At 55.5% G+C, this 19192-nt stretch carries 18 protein-coding genes; 4 read left to right on the forward strand and 14 right to left on the reverse strand.

What is annotated here, in order from left to right; all coding sequences use genetic code 11:
• Positions 1-3: 3 nt before the first annotated feature.
• On the reverse strand, positions 4-1107 hold the full coding sequence (proB, locus tag A8O29_RS18315) for a glutamate 5-kinase (protein WP_125354705.1): 1104 nt from the start codon (positions 1105-1107) through the stop codon (positions 4-6).
• A gap of 275 nt (positions 1108-1382) precedes the next feature.
• On the opposite strand from proB, the gene A8O29_RS18320 reads away from it, so the two are divergent.
• A complete protein-coding gene (locus tag A8O29_RS18320; protein WP_125354704.1) occupies positions 1383-2480 on the forward strand; it encodes a porin in 1098 nt (365 codons plus the stop codon).
• Positions 2481-2543: 63 nt separating this feature from the next.
• Here A8O29_RS18320 and crl read toward each other — a convergent pair whose 3' ends face one another.
• From crl to gpt, 3 genes are all read right to left on the reverse strand, one after another.
• Positions 2544-2942 (reverse strand): sigma factor-binding protein Crl, encoded by a 399-nt coding sequence (gene crl / locus A8O29_RS18325; RefSeq protein WP_125355919.1) that lies wholly within the window; start codon positions 2940-2942, stop codon positions 2544-2546.
• A gap of 57 nt (positions 2943-2999) precedes the next feature.
• Positions 3000-4244, reverse strand: a complete 1245-nt coding sequence (gene frsA / locus A8O29_RS18330) for an esterase FrsA (RefSeq protein WP_125355921.1) — start codon at positions 4242-4244, stop codon at positions 3000-3002.
• A 141-nt stretch (positions 4245-4385) separates the two neighbouring features.
• Positions 4386-4844 carry a xanthine phosphoribosyltransferase gene (gene gpt, locus A8O29_RS18335; RefSeq protein WP_110511589.1) on the reverse strand — a complete coding sequence of 153 codons (459 nt, stop codon included), beginning with the start codon at positions 4842-4844 and terminating at the stop codon, positions 4386-4388.
• Positions 4845-5101: 257 nt separating this feature from the next.
• Between gpt and pepD the strand changes: the two genes are divergently transcribed.
• Positions 5102-6559, forward strand: a complete 1458-nt coding sequence (gene pepD / locus A8O29_RS18340) for a cytosol nonspecific dipeptidase (RefSeq protein WP_125355923.1) — start codon at positions 5102-5104, stop codon at positions 6557-6559.
• Between the two features lie 169 nt (positions 6560-6728).
• On the opposite strand, the gene dinB is transcribed toward pepD, so the two are convergent.
• From dinB to A8O29_RS18380, 8 genes are all read right to left on the reverse strand, one after another.
• Positions 6729-7787 (reverse strand): DNA polymerase IV, encoded by a 1059-nt coding sequence (dinB, locus tag A8O29_RS18345; protein ID WP_125355812.1) that lies wholly within the window; start codon positions 7785-7787, stop codon positions 6729-6731.
• A 142-nt stretch (positions 7788-7929) separates the two neighbouring features.
• A complete protein-coding gene (gene nqrM / locus A8O29_RS18350) occupies positions 7930-8145 on the reverse strand; it encodes a (Na+)-NQR maturation NqrM (RefSeq protein ID WP_166665229.1) in 216 nt (71 codons plus the stop codon).
• A gap of 2 nt (positions 8146-8147) precedes the next feature.
• Positions 8148-9371 carry an NADH:ubiquinone reductase (Na(+)-transporting) subunit F gene (gene nqrF / locus A8O29_RS18355; protein WP_110511593.1) on the reverse strand — a complete coding sequence of 408 codons (1224 nt, stop codon included), beginning with the start codon at positions 9369-9371 and terminating at the stop codon, positions 8148-8150.
• 11 nt (positions 9372-9382) lie between these two features.
• Positions 9383-9979, reverse strand: a complete 597-nt coding sequence (gene nqrE, locus A8O29_RS18360; RefSeq protein ID WP_110511594.1) for an NADH:ubiquinone reductase (Na(+)-transporting) subunit E — start codon at positions 9977-9979, stop codon at positions 9383-9385.
• A 6-nt stretch (positions 9980-9985) separates the two neighbouring features.
• The gene (locus tag A8O29_RS18365; RefSeq protein ID WP_110511595.1) at positions 9986-10624 is read right to left on the reverse strand and encodes an NADH:ubiquinone reductase (Na(+)-transporting) subunit D; all 639 of its coding nucleotides are present in this window, start codon (positions 10622-10624) and stop codon (positions 9986-9988) included.
• Positions 10617-11411: a Na(+)-translocating NADH-quinone reductase subunit C gene (locus A8O29_RS18370; protein ID WP_125355811.1), complete on the reverse strand. Its 795-nt coding sequence runs from the start codon at positions 11409-11411 to the stop codon at positions 10617-10619. The genes A8O29_RS18365 and A8O29_RS18370 overlap by 8 nt, the downstream gene beginning before the upstream one ends.
• Positions 11404-12642, reverse strand: coding sequence for an NADH:ubiquinone reductase (Na(+)-transporting) subunit B (locus tag A8O29_RS18375; protein WP_125355814.1), 1239 nt, complete (start codon positions 12640-12642; stop codon positions 11404-11406). The genes A8O29_RS18370 and A8O29_RS18375 overlap by 8 nt, the downstream gene beginning before the upstream one ends.
• Before the next feature lie 3 nt (positions 12643-12645).
• A complete protein-coding gene (locus tag A8O29_RS18380; RefSeq protein ID WP_125355809.1) occupies positions 12646-13989 on the reverse strand; it encodes a Na(+)-translocating NADH-quinone reductase subunit A in 1344 nt (447 codons plus the stop codon).
• Between the two features lie 411 nt (positions 13990-14400).
• On the opposite strand from A8O29_RS18380, the gene dpaA reads away from it, so the two are divergent.
• Positions 14401-15138 carry a peptidoglycan meso-diaminopimelic acid protein amidase gene (gene dpaA / locus A8O29_RS18385; protein ID WP_125355807.1) on the forward strand — a complete coding sequence of 246 codons (738 nt, stop codon included), beginning with the start codon at positions 14401-14403 and terminating at the stop codon, positions 15136-15138.
• Here dpaA and A8O29_RS18390 read toward each other — a convergent pair.
• On the reverse strand, positions 15109-15876 hold the full coding sequence (locus A8O29_RS18390; protein WP_125355805.1) for a class II glutamine amidotransferase: 768 nt from the start codon (positions 15874-15876) through the stop codon (positions 15109-15111). The two genes, dpaA and A8O29_RS18390, sit on opposite strands and share 30 nt — an antisense overlap.
• A 52-nt stretch (positions 15877-15928) precedes the next feature.
• Positions 15929-16510, reverse strand: coding sequence for a D-sedoheptulose 7-phosphate isomerase (gene lpcA / locus A8O29_RS18395; RefSeq protein ID WP_125355803.1), 582 nt, complete (start codon positions 16508-16510; stop codon positions 15929-15931).
• 237 nt (positions 16511-16747) lie between these two features.
• Between lpcA and fadE the strand changes: the two genes are divergently transcribed.
• Positions 16748-19192: an acyl-CoA dehydrogenase FadE gene (gene fadE, locus A8O29_RS18400; RefSeq protein ID WP_125355801.1), complete on the forward strand. Its 2445-nt coding sequence runs from the start codon at positions 16748-16750 to the stop codon at positions 19190-19192.

The raw sequence follows: 19192 nt of genomic DNA on the forward strand, positions 1-19192 counted from the left end.
TCCTTAACGGGTAATCATGTCGTCGCGATGAACGGCTACCGGGCCGTACTCGTAGCCGAGAATCGCGTCGATTTGCTGCGAATGTTGTCCGGCAATCCGACGCAGCGCATCGCTGTTGTAGCGGGACACCCCGTGCGCGATATCGCGACCGTCGAGAGTACGAATACGGATCACTTCACCACGGGAGAAGTTACCTGTCACGCTTTTAATTCCTTTTGGAAGCAATGAACTCCCTCTTTCCAGAATTGCAGAAACAGCGCCTTCATCCACGGTGATTTCCCCGGCTGGCGGTGCGCCAAAGATCCAGCGTTTACGGGTTTCGAGCGGGGAAATCTGGGCGTGGAAACGGGTGCCGACGGCGACCCCTTCCATCACGTCGCCAATCACGCCCGGGCGACTGCCTGCGGCAATAATGGTTTCGATTCCGGCGCGGCAGGCGACGTCAGCGGCCTGCAGTTTGGTGCCCATTCCGCCGGTACCGAGGCCCGAAACGCTGTCTCCAGCAATTGAGCGCAGTGCGTCGTCAATGCCGTGCACGTCCTGAATCAGTTCGGCCTGTGGATTAGTGCGCGGGTCGGCGGTGAACAACCCCTGCTGGTCGGTCAACAGAAGCAGTTTGTCGGCTCCAGCGAGGATTGCCGCCAGCGCAGACAGGTTGTCGTTATCGCCCACTTTAATTTCAGCGGTAGCGACGGCGTCGTTTTCGTTGATAACCGGCACGATGTGGTTATCGAGCAGCGCACGCAGCGTGTCACGGGCATTGAGGAAACGCTCTCTGTCTTCCATGTCCGCGCGCGTCAGTAACATCTGGCCGACGTGAATACCGTAAATCGAGAAAAGCTGTTCCCAGAGCTGGATCAGACGGCTTTGGCCGACCGCCGCCAGCAGCTGTTTAGAGGCGATGGTGGCAGGCAGTTCCGGGTAGCCGAGGTGTTCACGCCCGGCGGCAATCGCGCCCGACGTCACAATCACAATCCGATGTCCTGCGGCATGCAGCTGCGCGCATTGGCGCACTAATTCCACGATATGGGCGCGATTAAGGCGGCGCGACCCCCCGGTTAAAACACTGGTACCCAGTTTGATGACCAGCGTCTGGCTGTCACTCATGATTCTCTGCCATTCAATGTGTACGAAAAGGACGTTGTAACAGGACTCAGGCCGCTTGCCAACTCCCTGAGCGGGTTGCAAAGCACTTTGTTGCGCGGGATCAGGAAGCGTAGCGGCAGATAATGGCACTTTTATGACAGAAATACCCAAACACAATTATTTAAAACTATTCTTACTTTGTCATAAAACTTTCATTTCCCCGCGATACAACCCTTCCTGTTTTTTAAATCTGGCAAGTTCCTAAATTTAAGCGCGTATATTAATCAGGGTTAAAAATGAAAAAGACCACATTGGCATTGATGGTACTGGGCGTAATGTCTTCCACAGCAGCACAGGCCGCAGAAATTTATAATAAAGACGGTAATAAACTGGATCTTTATGGTCGCGTTAAAGCTGAACATTATATGAGCGACAACGACGCGGTAGACGGCGACCAGTCTTATATTCGTCTGGGCTTTAAAGGTCAGACTCAAATTAACGATCAGCTGACCGGTTTTGGCCAGTGGGAATATCAGGTTGCGGCGAACAAAGTGGAAGGCGATCCGGCGACCACCAAAACGCGTCTGGCCTTTGCGGGTCTGAAAGCCGGTGATATTGGCTCTTTCGACTACGGTCGTAACTACGGCATTCTGTACAACGTCGCGGCGTATACGGATATGATCCCAGAGTTCGGTGATGACTCCTTCGTCAAAACCGATAACTTCATGACCGGTCGTGCAAATGGCCTGGCGACCTACCGCAACAACAACTTCTTCGGTCTGGTTGACGGTCTGAAACTGGCGCTGCAGTACCAGGGCAAAAACGAAAACGACGGCCGCGCGGCCAGCAAAGCCAACGGTGACGGGTTCGGTACCTCACTGAGCTATGACTTCGGCGATTCCGGTTTCACCCTCGGTGCCGCCTACTCTAACTCCAACCGGACTCTGACTCAGCAGGACAGCACCTTCGGGAAAGGGACTGACGCTGAAGCCTGGACCACCGGCTTTAAATACGATGCCAACAGTGTATACCTGGCGGCCATTTACGCCGAAACCCGCAACATGACCCCAATTTCCGGCACCGCGTCCATTGGCGGCGTGGATACGAAAGTCAGCGGTTTCGCAAATAAAAACCAGGCGTTAGAACTCGTCGCACAATATCAGTTTGATTTCGGTCTGCGCCCATCCATTGGATATGTCCAGTCTAAAGGTAAGGATATTGAAGGCGTAGGCGATGCGGACCTGGTGAAATATATCGACGTGGCAGCCACCTATTACTTCAACAAAAACATGTCGGCGTTTGTTGATTATAAAATCAACCAGCTGAGCGATGATAATAAACTCGCGCTGAATAACGACGACGTGGTCGCGCTGGGTCTGGTTTACCAGTTCTAATCCCACAAAATTAAAAGGCCCCTCAACGTTGAGGGGCCTTTTTTATGTCTTCTGCAAAATCGCTTATGCCGACAATCTCACCGGCTGTTCCACATCTTCCGCAGGCTCAAGCGCCAGGTCGAATGTTTTCAGCATGTCGCGCGCTCGGGCGTGGAAATCACGCAGAGTCTGCTCCAGGCGGTCAGTGACTTCAGTGTCTTTGATGGCCGTTGCCTGCCAGTTGCCGTGTTTATCGAACAGGCCAAACTGATAGCTGTAGGTGAAACGCTTTTCCTGCGCTTCCATTTCCAGCCACCAGCCCCAAAACTCTCGGACTTCCGGGGCCGGTTTGACATTGACGCATACGGCCAGGCAATCGAAAAAGAAGCGATTATCCTCACACTGCTCTGCCCGGATGTAGGGGCCAAGGGCAGTGAATTTCTTGATCAGTTTACTCTTCGGGTGTCCACTCGGTAACGTCATTGCTGTCTCCTTTAGTGATGCAACTGTTTTACCAAATCAATAGAATTTAGCAATCTATTAACCAATTCTATGATTGATCCACGTGGCAATTTCTTTCAACGCTTTGTCAAAATTGCGATAAACCGGCTTAAACGGGATCTGCATTAACTTGCCATCGGCAGATGACGAGGTGATTAAACGGGACTCGTCTTCCGGGCTGAACGGATCGTTTTGCCAGTAGCCAGACAGCATCGGCGTTGGGCAGCGACGGCCCAGCAATCCCTGTGTTTTCAGCGAGTAACGATTAAGCTCAACGCGCAGCGCATCGTCAGAGGCATCGTGCATACCCAGCCGCGAGGCCAGCACGTCGAGATACATTTCCGGGACATTTTCCTGGCGCTGCGGGTCGCTGAGCAAGTGGTGGACCACCGGCCCGAGACAAGCCACCGCTTTCAGACGCGGTGATTCCAGATACGCGAGGCGCACCGCCACGTTGGCCCCGAAGCGGAAACCAAACGCCGCCACGCGAGTATGATCGACCCACGGAATATTCGGCAGCGATTTCAAAACCTGCTGATGCAGGAAGCTGGAATCCTGGGTCAGCTTCCATTTGGACGAGAAGCCTATCGACGGCATGTCCAGTGTCAGCATCGCAATCCCCAGCGGGGCTAAGTATTTTTCAAACAGGCTGTAGTTGTCGCTTTGCAGCGCATCCAGCCCGCCGCACATCAGCACCGTCGGGAACGGGCCTTCGCCAGGCGGCATGTGCAGGAACCCCGTGACCGGAGAACCGCCAGTAATTTTAAACTCCAGTTCACGCAAAGAGCCCGGCAAACGCTGGGCGGCTTCTTCATAGGCCCGATTTGCCAGCGCCTGTGCCTGTTCGGCGAGGTCATCGCCTTTCAGATGCGGGTAAGCGGCGATGCTGTAGAGATTAGAGGCATGCAGCCAGTGGCGGCCACTTAACGCGTCATCCGGCTCCTGACACGCTTTCTGCTGCCAGAGCATCGCCTGTTTCGACCATTCGTAAATCCAGTTGCCGCCGCGATAGCCGACCACCGTGTCATACAGATCTTCGTCGGTACGCTCTGAGGGACTCATCACGATGCGCGCCTGCACGTCGAGAATTTCCTGCGGCGAGACGCCACGCCAGATCCACATCAGGCGGTTCACCATCCGGTACCAGTGAGGAACGTTTTTTCCGTCCAGCGCGGATTGCACTGCAGAATCGGCGCCATGATGGAAGCGACGCACCAGCGTCGAGGTTTCAGGGTGCTTGAAACGCGGTTTGAAGAGGACTTCGCTGAGATTGGCTTCTGGCATCGCATAGACTCCATGAATACGACATGACGTCTATTGTACCTCGCCGGGCGCCAAAAAGAACAACGCCCGGTATACCGGGCGTTGAAAAGAACAGTAAATCAGATATCCGAGGATTTCAGTTCACAGGAAGGCTAAAGATATTTAGCGGCCTGAAATAGGTGGGATAAACGCCACGCCCATATCCCAAGGCTGTTCAATCCAGGTATCCTGCGGAATATCGATCACGTAGTCATCAACCAGCGGCTGACCCGCAGGCTTGGCGAAGATAGTGACGAAATGCGCTTTCGGGTACATTTCACGGATAGCGACTGCGGTGCCGCCGGTGTCGACCAGATCGTCAATCACGATAAAGCCTTCGCCGTCGCCTTCAGCACGCTTGAGGACTTTCAGCTCGCGCTGGTTGTCGTGGTCGTAGCTGGAAATGCAGACGGTGTCCACATGACGAATACCCAGTTCACGGGCCAGCAGAGCGCCTGGTACCAGACCTCCACGACTAACGGCAATAATGCCTTTCCACTGCTCGGAGGGCATCAGGCGCGCGGCCAGTTTGCGTGCATGAATCTGCAACATGTCCCAGGTAACGATGTATTTTTCGCTCATGTGATTGTATCCCAGCCTATAAATCGGCTTAAAAAATGTTCGGGGTGATTCCAGGTTGCGCGAGATTATAGAGATCTGACGCACTAAAAACCAGTGTTTAACGGCCTCGCCGGGAGTTTTTACGCGCTACGTACTACCAGAGAAGGCAGAAAGTGGTATTCTCAACGGCATCTCGCAAGTCAGGTCACATGCCTGTTTGTCATTGCTAACCCATTACCTGTAAGCCACTTTTGCAGGAAGCCGTAAGGAGACTTACCGTGTCTGAACTGTCTCAATTATCCCCGCAGCCGCTGTGGGATATTTTCGCCAAAATCTGCTCCATTCCGCACCCTTCTTATCACGAAGAGCAGCTCGCCGAACACATCATGGGCTGGGCGAAGGAAAAAGGTCTGCATGCAGAACGCGATCAGGTGGGTAATATCCTGATTCGTAAAGCTGCCACGGCGGGCATGGAAAACCGTAAAGCGGTTGTGATGCAGGCGCACCTCGATATGGTGCCGCAGAAAAACAACGACACCGTGCATGACTTCACCAAAGATCCTATTCAGCCGTACATTGACGGCGAGTGGATTAAAGCCCGCGGCACCACGCTGGGCGCGGATAACGGCATCGGTATGGCGTCTGCGTTGGCCGTTCTGGCTGACGACAGCGTTGAACATGGCCCGCTGGAAGTGCTGCTGACCATGACTGAAGAAGCGGGCATGGATGGCGCCTTTGGCCTTCAGGCTAACTGGCTGCAGGCCGATATCCTGATCAACACCGACTCTGAAGAAGAAGGTGAGATCTACATGGGTTGCGCGGGCGGTATCGATTTCATCACCACCCTGCCGCTGACTCGCGAAGCGATCCCTGCTGGCTTCCAGAGCTTTAAGCTGACGCTGAAAGGCCTGAAAGGCGGTCACTCCGGCGGCGATATCCATCTGGGTCTCGGCAATGCCAACAAACTGCTGGCGCGCTTCCTGGCAGGCCATGCGTCTGAGCTGGACCTGCGTCTGGTTGATTTCAACGGCGGCACTCTGCGTAACGCTATTCCACGTGAAGCCTTCGCCACCGTCGCCGTTCCGGCTGACAAAGCGCAGACCCTGAAAGCGCTGGCCGATGAGTTCATGGCTATTCTGAAAAACGAACTGGCTGCAAAAGAGAAGAACCTGACCGTGGTTCTGGAAGCGGTCACCGCGGACAAAAACGCCCTGAGCGAAAAATCCCGTGACAGCTTCATTCAACTGCTGAATGCGACCCCGAACGGCGTTATCCGTAACTCCGACGTGGCGAAAGGCGTGGTTGAAACTTCCCTGAACGTGGGCGTGGTCTCCATGCACGACGACAACGTGGAAATCATCTGCCTGATTCGTTCCCTGATCGACAGCGGCAAAGACTACGTAGTTAGCATGCTGGAATCTCTGGGCAAAATGGCGGGCGCACAGACGGCACCGAAAGGCGGCTACCCAGGCTGGCAGCCAGATGCAAACTCTCCGGTTATGCACCTGGTGCGTGAAACCTATCAGCGTCTGTTCGACAAAACGCCGAACATCCAGGTTATCCACGCGGGTCTGGAATGTGGTCTGTTCAAAAAGCCGTACCCGAACATGGACATGGTTTCCATTGGGCCGACCATCACCGGGCCACACTCGCCGGATGAGCAGGTTCACATTGAAAGCGTGGGCCAGTATTGGATCCTGCTGACCGAACTGCTGAAAGCGATTCCAGCGAAGTAAGCCGTAATGGGTGCCCGGCGGCGCAAGCTTGCCGGGCCTACATGGCACATTCCGTAGGCCCGGTTAGTGCAGCACCACCGGAAATGCAGAATCGCGTAGGCCCGGTAAGCGCAGCGCCACCGGGCAAAAAAAGCTTCCTTCAGGAAGCTTTTTTTATGGGTTCAGGAAACTACAACCCCAGCACCAGTTGTCGTTCAAGCTGCGGGTCCAGCAGCGTAACATGCAGGCCCACCAGCCGGACGCCCCGCTCTCCGCGTCGCTCATGCCAGGTTTTATACGCCGTGGCGATCAAATCATCCTGGTTCAACTTCGGCCAGACGTGCTCCTGCGTGGTCTGCTGGAAATCATTAAACTTGAGCTTCACGCCCTGACGCGCAATCAGCAGGTCAGGTTTCACCTTCGCCAGTCGACGCTCCAGCTCAGGGTAAAGCTGACCGGTGATTATCGCCTCGCAGTCGGCCCATTCATGAATGTCCTCAGCCAGCGTGCGCTCCACGCCAATCGATTTGCGCAGACGCTCACTGTTGACGTCGCGCTCATCAATACCGTTACTGCGCTCCCACAACACCCGCCCAAATTTGCCAAAACGCTTGAGCAGCGTCGCCAGGTCGGCGTGCTGCACGTCCTCACAGGTGCGCAGACCCATGCCTTCAAGTTTCGATGCCGAGACTTTCCCCACGCCGGGAATTTTCGACAGCGTAAGCGTTTTGAGAAACGCAGGCACTTCATCAGGCGTAATGACGTACTGACCGTTGGGCTTGTTAAGGTCCGAGGCAATTTTGGCGAGAAACTTTACCGGGGCAATGCCCGCCGAGGCGGTGAGATTCAGCTCACGATGAATGGTCTGGCGGATTTCCTGCGCCATCAGCGTGGCCGAACCCTGACAGTGCAGGCTATCGGTGACGTCGAGGTACGCTTCATCGAGGGACAGCGGTTCAATCAGTGAGGTGTAGCGCGAGAAAATCTCACGAATATGCACCGAGGCTTCTTTGTAGGCTTCAAAGCGACCGGGCAACAGCGTCAGGTGCGGACAGAGTTTGAGGGCCATTCCGGTTGGCATTGCGCTGCGCACGCCAAACGTACGCGCGGGATAGTTAGCGGTGCTGATCACGCCGCGGCGCTCACGGCTGCCGCCAATGGCGATGGGAATGTCGCGCAGGGCTGGATTATCCCGCATTTCAACGGCGGCAAAAAAGCAGTCCATATCAACGTGAATAATTTTGCGCATACTCAGCCCTCACAGATTACTGTGTAAGTATACAGTATATTGATAGGGGATGAGAAGCGTGGGGTTTTGTAGGCCGGGTAAACAACGCGCTACCCGGCATTTTACCCGGCAGCATTGCATTTGCCGGGCCTACAATAAAGGACTAGATAATGCGGTTTTGCTGGCGCTGGGCTTCGCGGGCGAGACGTTTTTTACGCGCGTCGCACGGCTCAGGGCAATCGCAGACTTTCTCCAGCCCCAGCGACGAGATGCCGCCACAGCTGCCCTGAATGCTTTTACGTTTCACCAGATAGCCGAGTGACATGCCGAGCACGACCAGCAAGAACACGGCAAACGTTGCCAGAAATACCGTTAACATCATCAGCCTCCAAAATCATCGAGCATGATATTTTCATCTTCCACGCCCAGATCTTTCAGCATGCGGATAACCGCCGCATTCATCACCGGAGGCCCACACATGTAGAACTCACAGTCTTCCGGTGCCGCATGATGTTTGAGGTAGTTCTCATACAGCACGTTGTGGATGAACCCGGTGTGCCCCGTCCAGTTATCTTCCGGCTGCGGATCGGAAAGCGCCACGTGGAAGGTAAAGTTCGGGTTTTCCCGCGCCAACTGCTCAAACTCATCATCGTAGAACATTTCGCGCAGTGAACGCGCCCCGTACCAGAAGCTGATTTTACGCGTGCTGCTAAGACGCTTGAGCTGATCGAAGATGTGCGAACGCATTGGCGCCATACCTGCACCGCCGCCGATAAACACCATTTCCGCGTCGGTATCTTTGGCGAAGAACTCACCAAACGGCCCGGAAATCGTCACTTTATCACCCGCTTTCAGCGACCAGATGTAGGAGGACATAATGCCCGGCGGCACGTCAGGTGCAGACGGAGGCGGCGTGGCGATACGGACGTTGAGCATAATAATGCCCTTCTCGTCCGGGTAGTTCGCCATGGAATACGCGCGCAGCGTCGGCTCGTTCACTTCGGAAACGTAGCGGAACAGATTGAATTTGTCCCAGTCGCCGCGGTACTCGTCCGGCACGTCAAAATCGGCATACGCCACTTTGTGGGATGGGCACTCAATCTGAATGTAACCGCCCGCGCGGAACGGCACGCTTTCACCTTCAGGGATCGCCAGCTTCAGCTCTTTGATGAACGTCGCTTTGTTATCATTGGAGATAACCTCGCAATCCCATTTCTTCACGCCGAAGATTTCTTCCGGCAGCTCGATTTTCATGTCCTGACGAACTGCAACCTGGCACGCCAGGCGACAACCCTCTTTGGCTTCACGCTTGCTGATGTGCGAAAGCTCGGTCGGCAGGATATCGCCGCCGCCCTCTTTCACCGTCACCCGGCACTGGCCGCAGGAACCGCCGCCGCCGCAGGCTGAAGAGACGAAAATGCCGTTATTAGACAGCGTATTCAGCAGCTTATCGCCAGCGGGCGTACGGATTTGTTTGTCGGCTTCGTTGTTGATCTCAATGACCACATCGCCGGAGTTCACCAGTTTCGCACGCGCCGCCAAAATCAGCAGCGACAGCACCAGCACAATCAGCGTGAACATCACTACGCCAAGAATAATTTCCATTACTTACGCCCTTATAGCTGCACGCCGGAGAATGACATAAAGCCCAGTGCCATCAATCCGGTGGTGATAAAGGTGATCCCTAAGCCGCGCAGTCCTGCGGGCACGTTGGCGTATTTCATCTTCTCGCGAATACCGGCCATCGCGACGATCGCCAGCATCCAGCCGATGCCGGAGCCGAAACCGTAGACGATAGATTCAGGGAAGTTATAGTCGCGCTGCACCATGAACGAGACGCCGCCGAAGATCGCACAGTTCACGGCGATCAGCGGCAGGAAGATCCCCAACGCGTTGTATAGCGACGGGAAATACTTATCGAGGATCATCTCGAGGATCTGCACCAGCGCCGCAATAACGCCGATAAAGGTGATGAAGTTGAGGAAGCTAAGATCAACGCCCTCCACCAGCGCACCGTCGCGCAGAACCAGGTTGTAGATAAGGTTGTTCACAGGCACGGAAATGCCGAGAACGACGGTAACCGCCACGCCCAGGCCAAACGCCGTAGAGACTTTCTTCGACACCGCAAGGAACGTACACATGCCGAGGAAAAAGGCCAGCGCCATGTTCTCAACGAACACTGCGCGGACAAAAAGACTAATGTAATGAGCCATAATCGGTTACTCCTTCTCCTGCTGTTCCGGCTTCCAGCTGCGCAGCGCCCAGATAAGCAGACCGATGATGAAAAATGCGCTCGGTGCGAGCAGGAACAGGCCGTTAGGCTGATACCAGCCACCGTTCTGCACGGTTTGCAGCACGGTGATACCGAACAGCTTGCCGCTGCCGATAAGCTCACGCAGGAACCCGACGATCATCAGGATAGCGCCGTAGCCAAGCCCGTTACCGATGCCGTCCATGAAGCTCGCCAGCGGTGGCGATTTCATGGCGTACGCTTCGGCGCGGCCCATCACGATACAGTTGGTGATGATGAGGCCCACGAACACCGACAGCTGTTTAGAGACTTCATACGCATAGGCGCGCAGCAGCTGATCGACCACGATGACCAGCGAGGCGATGATCGCCATCTGCACAATGATGCGCACGCTGTTCGGGATGTGGTGGCGGATCATCGAGATAAACATGCTGGAGAACGCGGTGACCATCGTCACTGCAAGGGTCATCACGAATGCGGTTTCCAGTTTAGTGGTCACCGCCAGCGCCGAGCAGACGCCCAGGACCTGCAACGCAATCGGGTTGTTGGCGATAACCGGCCCCACCAGCACCCGTTTTACTTCTTTCATATCACCGAGCTCAGCCATTGTTCAGGCCTCCTTCACGCATCTGTTTCAGGAACGGGCCAAAGCCCTGCTCGCCCATCCAGAAATCAAAACTGTGCTGAACGCCGTTTGACGTCAGCGTGGCGCCGGAAAGCCCGTCAACCGCATATTCGTCACCTTGACGCGCACCGCCCTTCACGACTTTCAGAGCAGGCTTGCCGTCGTCATTCAGCACTTTTTTGCCGATGAACTGCTGACGCCAGTTCGGGTTTTCGACTTCACCGCCGAGCCCCGGGGTTTCACCTTGATCGTAGTAGGTGATGCCTTTCACTGTGCGTCCGTCGGTGTCGAGGGCCACAAAGGCGTACATCATCGACCACAGCCCGTTACCGTAAATTGGCAGAACGACTTCCTGGATTTTTTTCTGCTCGTCTTTCACCAGGTAGATTTCGACCACGTTGCTGCGGCGTTTGATGCCCGCCGGATCTTCATTGGCGTCCAGCTGCGTGCTCTGCGCCGGATCTTTCAACGCCAGCCCCTGGTTAAACGAGGCCGGATCTTTGTCGAGCAGTGTGCCGCTTTTCAAATCCAACAGACGCGGGGTAATACGTTCCGCGAAAATAGAGGCCACTTCATCCTGCTTCATTTCCGGCTGCATCAGCCCGGCGACCGCCAGAATGTTGCGCTGTTTATCCAGCGCGCGCTGTTCTTGCTGGCGAGGTTTGAGCCCCACCGCTGAGCCGGCTACGATAATCGAGCAGACCAGGCAAAGCACCAGCACCACCAGCAGCGTTTTGCCGATGCTATCGTTACTTTTCACTTCAGCCACGCGACTTCCTCCGCTTGATATTGGCCTGCACCACCAGGTAATCGAACAGCGGCGCAAAGAGGTTGGCAAACAGAATTGCCAGCATCATCCCTTCCGGATAGGCCGGGTTTACAACGCGAATCAGCACGCACATCGCGCCAATCAGTGCGCCATAGCACCACTTCCCTTTATCGGTAAACGACGCCGACACCGGGTCGGTCGCCATGAACATCATGCCGAAAGCAAAACCGCCGAGCACCAAATGCCAGTACCACGGCATGGAGAACATCGGGTTAGTGTCTGAGCCAATCAGGTTGAACAGCGTGGAAACGGCAATCATGCCGAGCAGCACGCCCGCCACGATGCGCCAGGAAGCAACGCGACCGAAGATAATGATGGCCCCGCCGATCAGGATCATTAGCGTGGAAACTTCACCGATTGAGCCAGGCAGTTTGCCGAGGAACGCGTCCATCCAGGTTACCGGCTGACCGCTGGTGAGATTCATCAACGCTTCACCGCCGTGGCTCGCCCACTGAGACAATGGCGTTGCGCCAGAGAAGCCGTCAGCCGCGGTCCATACCAGGTCGCCGGAGATTTGCGCCGGATAGGCGAAGAACAGGAACGCACGCCCCGCCAGCGCCGGGTTAAGGAAGTTACGCCCGGTGCCGCCGAAGATTTCTTTCCCGATAACCACGCCAAAACTGATGCCCAGCGCGGCCTGCCACAGCGGCAGCGACGGCGGAACAATCAGCGCGAACAGGATGGAGGTGACAAAGAAGCCTTCGTTGATTTCATGCTTACGCACAATAGAGAACAGCACTTCCCAAAAGCCGCCAACGATAAACACCGTCATGTAAATCGGCAGGAAGAACACCGCGCCCAGCCCCATCATGCTCAGCCAGCCTGCGTCAGGCGCGAAGCTCACGCCTAGCCACTGTGCCACATGGTAGTGCCAGTTTCCGGCAATCACCTGTTGCAGCTGCTCCGGGCCATACATTTTGTGCAGCGCCGGAATAGTTTGCAGACCGACGTTGTACATGCCCCAGAACATTGCCGGGAACACCGCCAGCCAGACCAGAATCATCATACGCTTGAGATCGATAGCATCGCGGACGTGAGACGCCCCTTTTGTCACCAGACCCGGAGTGTAGAAAATGGTGGCCGCGGCTTCATACAGCGGATAGTACTTTTCCAGCTTGCCGCCGTGGGTAAAGTGCGGCTCAATTTTTTCCAGCAGATTTTTCAAACCCATCATTTATCCTTCCTGCTCAATGCGGGTTAAGACGTCACGCAACACCGGGCCGTATTCGTATTTTGCCGGGCAAACGTAGGTGCAGAGCGCCAGGTCTTCTTCGTCGAGTTCCAGACAACCCAATGCCTGCGCGCTGTCGGTATCCCCGGCGAGCAGATCGCGCAGCAGGTGCGTCGGCAGAATATCCAGCGGCATGACGCGCTCATAGTTGCCAATAGGCACCATCGCACGCTCGCCGCCGTTGGTATCGGTCGAGAAATCAAACAGTTTGCGCTTGAGGAAATGGCCGAGTGTGGTACGGGTAATCGAGAATTTATCTTTGCCTGGCATGACCCAGCCAAAGAGTTCTTTCTCGCGCCCTTCTTTCACCACGCTGACCTGCAAGTGATAGCGACCGAGGAACGCGTATGGCCCCAGCGCGTGGGTGCCGCTGAGCACCGAACCGGAAATCACGCGGTTTTCACCGTCAGCCAGTTCACCGACCAGCAGCTGGTCAAGGCTTGCCCCGAGCAGCGTTTTCACCAGACGCGGTGTGTTGACCTGCGGCCCGGCGATGGAAATTACCCGCTCACTCCACAGTTCGCCTTCGACAAACAGTTTGCCGATGGCGATGACGTCCTGATAATTCAGGTGCCAGACCTGCTTATTCAGGCTTACCGGCTCGAGGAAGTGGATATGCGTGCCCGGTAAACCAGCCGGATGTGGGCCGCTAAATTCGTTGAACGTCACCTGACCCACGGGATGGCCGCCCACCTTGCCGCCGCTTGCCTGACAGACGTGAACTTTGCCGTCGGTGAGGCGCGACAGTACCGTCAGCCCGGCGTTAAAGGCTTCGCTATGCGCATAGATTATCGGTTGCGGATCGGCCGCCAGCGGATTGGTGTCGATGGCGGTGACGAAAATGGCCACCGGAGCGCTGCCCGCAGCCGGGATTTTACTGAATGGGCGGGTGCGCAGACTGGTCCACAATCCCGATTCCAGCAGCTGCTGCTGAACGGCTTCTCTTTCCAGCGTGGCAAGGTCTGCCACTTCAAACTGCGGGAAACTGACGGCGTCATTACCGTCAATATCAATGACCACCGATTGCAGCACGCGACGTTCGCCGCGATGAATGGCGCTGATGACGCCACTGGCCGGCGCAGTAAAGCGCACACCGGGGTTCTTTTTATCTTCAAACAGCACTTGCCCTTTGAGAACCCGGTAGCCTTCCTGGACGGCCATCGAGGGGCGCATGCCAATATATTCTTCGCCCAGCACGGCCACGCGCGAGACGGCGGCGCTTTCGGCAATGTGCTGTGACGGTGCGCCAGCGATGGGCAAATTAAGCCCTTTTGTGATTTTAATCATGTCGTTAGCAGGTATCCGTAAACGTTACTGTCACTAAACCCAGCGTAGAGTAAAACAAAATAAGAAAGGAAAAACCGATGCCAGAGAGTGCTGCTAGCGGCAGTACGATGAGAGTAAAGCATCCTTTCTTAACCTGGTCGTGAAACGCGGCAAGTTTACAGGATATGAGGTCAGAACGCAGCATTTACGGGGTATACAGGTCAGTATTTGCGAGCGAATGCGCAAAGTTCTGACTGCTATTGCATCAAAAAGCAGGTATAACGCTAAAGTAATTTGTAAACCCTGATCGCCGGACTTGCGAAAAACTTTGGTGATGCTAATGTGAGCGCACCAATTCGAGACAATTCTGATTTCGGGTTCTATTTCGGGCCTCCCGGCCTGTCTCTACCGTTTTATCAAGGAACATGTAGTATGCGCAAAATCGCATTGTTACTTGCGATGCTGTTGATCCCGTGCGTTTCGTTTGCCGGTTTGCTTAGCAGTAATAGCTCGACCACCCCGGTCAGCAAAGAATATAAACAGCAATTAATGGGATCTCCGGTTTATATCCAGATCTTCAAAGAAGAGCGTACTCTTGATCTTTACGTAAAGATGGGTGAGACGTATCAACTGCTCGACAGCTACAAAATCTGCAACTATTCCGGCGGCCTGGGTCCGAAACAGCGCCAGGGCGATTTTAAATCTCCGGAAGGTTTCTATAACGTTTCCCGCAGCCAGCTCAAGCCCGATAGCCGTTTCTATAAAGCCATTAATATTGGCTTCCCGAACGATTACGATCGCTCACATGGCTATGAAGGGAAATACCTGATGATCCACGGTGCCTGTGTGTCGATTGGCTGCTACGCCATGACCGATACCGGCATTGATGAGATTTTCCAGTTTGTCACCGGTGCGCTGGTGTTTGGCCAGTCAAGTGTGCAGGTCAGCATCTATCCATTCCGCATGACCGATGCGAATATGGAACGCCACAAGTTCTCTTATTATAAAGACTTCTGGTCGCAGCTGAAGCCGGGCTATGACTACTTCGAGCAGACCCACAAACCGCCGATGGTGACGGTACAGAGTGGTCGCTATGTGGTCAGTAAGCCATTGAGCCACGAGATTCGCTCGCAGCTGGCGTCAAACTACACGGTCTCCGAGACAAAATAACGCCCACTCGCCTGGCATAATCTTGTGCCAGGTTTCATTGCCCGTCAGCGGCTGAGTGGCAATCACGGTGACCACATCGTTAGGTGTGGTCTCTCGTTGAAAATCAATTTCCACATCCTGATCCAGTAACGTGGCCACGCCAAACGGCGCACGGCGCGTAATCCAGTACAGATTGGTCGAGCAGTACGCCATCACATAGCGTCCGTCCGACAGCAGCATGTTAAACACCCCTTTCTCCCGCAGCTCAGACGCCAACGACGCGATGTATTTAAACACCCCGTTCATATTGCCGGGCGTGCGCGGGTAGCGGCTGGTCAGGTTGTGCAGCAGCCAGCAGAAGGCTTTTTCGCTGTCGGTTTCGCCGACCGGGCGGAACTGTCCGGTTTCAAGGGTTTTATAGCCCGTGAGCTGGCCGTTATGGGCGTAAGTCCAGTTGCGGCCCCACAGTTCGCGGGTAAACGGATGGGTATTTTCGAGCGCCACTTCACCGCGGTTAGCCTGGCGAATATGGGCAATCACTGAACAGGATTTGATCGGGTAATCCTGCACCAGTTTGGCGATAGGCGACTGAAAGCTCGGTTGCGGATCTTTAAATGTGCGACAGCCTTTACCTTCGTAGAAGGTAATTCCCCAGCCATCTTTATGCGGCCCGGTACCGCCCCCGCGCTGAACCAGCCCGGTAAAACTAAAGCAGATATCGGTTGGCACATTGGCGCTCATCCCGAGCAGTTCGCACATAATTCACCTCACACATAAAACGGGGGAGAAAGCATCCTCTCCCCGCTACCACTTATGCTTTTACCATCTCTTTTTCGATCAGCATAATCAGGATATGGATAACCTTAATATGGATTTCCTGAATGCGGTCTGCGTAGCCAAAGTGCGGCACGCGAATTTCAACGTCAGCAGAACCGTCCATTCTGCCGCCGTCTTTGCCGGTCAGGGTGATGACTTTCATGCCCTGCGCGCGCGCAGCTTCAATCGCTTTGATCACGTTGCCAGAGTTGCCGGAGGTGGAAATCCCGAACAGTACATCACCGGCACGGCCTACGGATTCAACATAACGAGAGAACACATATTCGTAGCCGAAATCATTGCTGACGCAGGAGAGATGGCTGACGTCTGAAATGGCAATCGCCGGGTAGCCCGGACGGTTTTCACGGTAGCGACCGGTCAGCTCTTCCGCGAAGTGCATCGCGTCACAATGGGAGCCGCCGTTACCGCAAGAGAGTACTTTCCCGCCCGCTTTGAAGCTGTCTGCGAGCAGTACTGCCGCGCGCTGGATCGCATGGATGTTCGCTTCATCGGCCAGGAAATTGGCCAGAGTTTCCGCTGCTTCATTCAGTTCGTTACGAATAAGATCCTGGTACATGAGGAGTGTCCTTCCGCTTTAATGATTAACCCCAGCAGTGTAACGGATAGCGGATGCAGCGAGAAGCATTCACCGCCGTTATCCCCCCGGCTTTTGATTTTCCGTGCCACTGAAAACAGCAACAGTGTGAGCCATGTTGTAATTATTTTGTAAACACATTGATAAAAGAAATGACATCCACTACAACCATTACATCACAAGTGGTCAGACCTCCTACAAGCAAGGGAGCATTTCTTTATGATGATTTTGAGTATTATTGCCACCGTTGTCCTTCTCGGCGTGCTCTTCTATCACCGGGTTAATCTGCTGTTGAGCAGCCTTATTCTGCTGGTCTGGACCGGGGCGCTGGGCGCTGCGGGCCTGTGGAACATCTGGCTGCTGGTTCCTCTGGCCATCATTCTGGTGCCGTTTAACCTGCGTCCAATGCGTAAAGCGATGATCTCCGCGCCGGTGTTCCGCACCTTCAGCAAAGTGATGCCGCCGATGTCGCGCACCGAGAAAGAAGCGATCGACGCGGGCACCACCTGGTGGGAAGGCGATCTGTTCCAGGGCAATCCGGACTGGAAAAAACTGCACAACTACCCGCAGCCGCAGCTGACCGCCGAAGAACAGGCGTTTATCGACGGCCCGGTGGAAGAAGCCTGCCGCATGGCGAACGACTTCGAGATAACCCACGAACTGGCGGATCTGCCGCCGGAACTGTGGGCATATCTGAAAGAGCATCGCTTCTTCGCGATGATCATTAAGAAAGAGTACGGCGGCCTCGAGTTCTCTGCCTATGCACAGTCTCGCGTGCTGCAAAAGCTGTCCGGCGTCTCCGGGATCCTGGCGATCACCGTCGGTGTGCCGAACTCCCTCGGCCCGGGCGAACTGCTGCAACATTACGGCACCGACGAGCAGAAAAATCATTACCTGCCGCGTCTGGCAAGGGGTCAGGAAATCCCTTGTTTCGCACTGACCAGCCCGGAAGCGGGCTCTGATGCGGGCGCGATTCCGGATACCGGCGTGGTCTGCATGGGCGAATGGCAGGGTGAGCAGGTGCTCGGCATGCGCCTCACCTGGAACAAACGCTATATCACTCTCGCGCCGATTGCGACCGTGCTCGGTCTGGCGTTCAAGCTCTCTGACCCGGACAAACTGCTGGGCGGTGAGGAAGATTTAGGCATTACCTGTGCGCTGATCCCAACCGGTACGCCGGGCGTGGAAATTGGACGCCGTCACTTCCCGCTCAATGTGCCGTTCCAGAACGGTCCGACCCGCGGTCAGGATATTTTCGTGCCGATTGATTTCATCATCGGCGGGCCAAAAATGGCCGGTCAGGGCTGGCGTATGCTGGTGGAATGTCTGTCTGTGGGGCGCGGCATCACCCTGCCGTCAAACTCCACGGGCGGCGTAAAATCCGTCGCGATGGCCACCGGCGCTTACGCGCACATCCGCCGTCAGTTCAAAATCTCTATCGGTAAGATGGAAGGGATCGAAGAGCCGCTGGCACGTATCGCAGGCAACGCATACGTGATGGACGCTGCGGCGTCGCTCATTACCTACGGGATCATGCTCGGTGAAAAACCGGCGGTGCTGTCGGCGATAGTGAAATATCACTGTACCCACCGTGGTCAGCAGTCAATTATTGATGCGATGGATATCACCGGCGGGAAAGGCATTATGCTCGGCGAAGGCAACTTCCTCGCCCGTGCTTACCAGGGCGCACCGATTGCGATCACCGTGGAAGGCGCCAACATCCTGACCCGCAGCATGATGATCTTCGGCCAGGGCGCGATCCGTTGCCATCCGTACGTGCTCGAAGAGATGGCCGCCGCGCAGAACAAAGATCTTAACGCTTTCGATCAGCTGTTGTTTAAACACATCGGCCACGTGGGCAGCAACAAAGTGCGCAGCTTCTGGCTGGGTCTGACTCGCGGTCTGACCAGCAGCACGCCGACGCACGATGCGACCCGTCGCTATTATCAGCACCTGAACCGTCTGAGTGCCAACCTGGCGCTGCTGTCTGATGTGTCGATGGCGGCACTCGGCGGCAGCCTGAAGCGTCGCGAGCGTATCTCCGCCCGTCTGGGGGATGTGCTGAGCCAGCTGTATCTGGCCTCTGCGGTGCTGAAACGCTATGACGACGAAGGTCGTAACGAAGCGGATTTGCCGCTGGTTCATTGGGGCGTTCAGGACGCGCTGCATCAGGCCGAACAGGCGATGGATGACCTGCTGCGTAACTTCCCGAACGGGTTTGTGGCAGGCGTGATGCGCTTCGTCATCTTCCCGACCGGTCGTCACTACGTCGCGCCGTCAGACAAGCTGGATCACGCCGTGGCGAAAATCCTGCAAGTGCCAAGCGCCACCCGTTCACGTATCGGCCGCGGTCAATACCTGACGCCGAGCGAGCACAACCCGGTCGGTCTGCTGGAACAAGCGCTGCTGGACGTGATGGCCGCCGATCCGATTCATCAGCGCATTTGCAAAGAGATTGGCAAGAACCTGCCGTTCACCCGTCTCGATGAGCTGGCCCGCAACGCGCTTGCTAAAGGGCTTATCGACCAGGATGAAGCGGATATTCTGACCAAAGCCGAAGAAAGCCGTCTGCGCAGCATTAACGTTGACGATTTCGACGCAGATGCGCTGGCGACCAAGCCGGTAAAGCTGCCGGAGAAAGTCCGCAAGATTGAGGCCGCGTAA

The sequence above is a fragment of the Scandinavium goeteborgense genome (genome assembly GCF_003935895.2).
In the GTDB taxonomy this organism is placed as follows: domain Bacteria; phylum Pseudomonadota; class Gammaproteobacteria; order Enterobacterales; family Enterobacteriaceae; genus Scandinavium; species Scandinavium goeteborgense.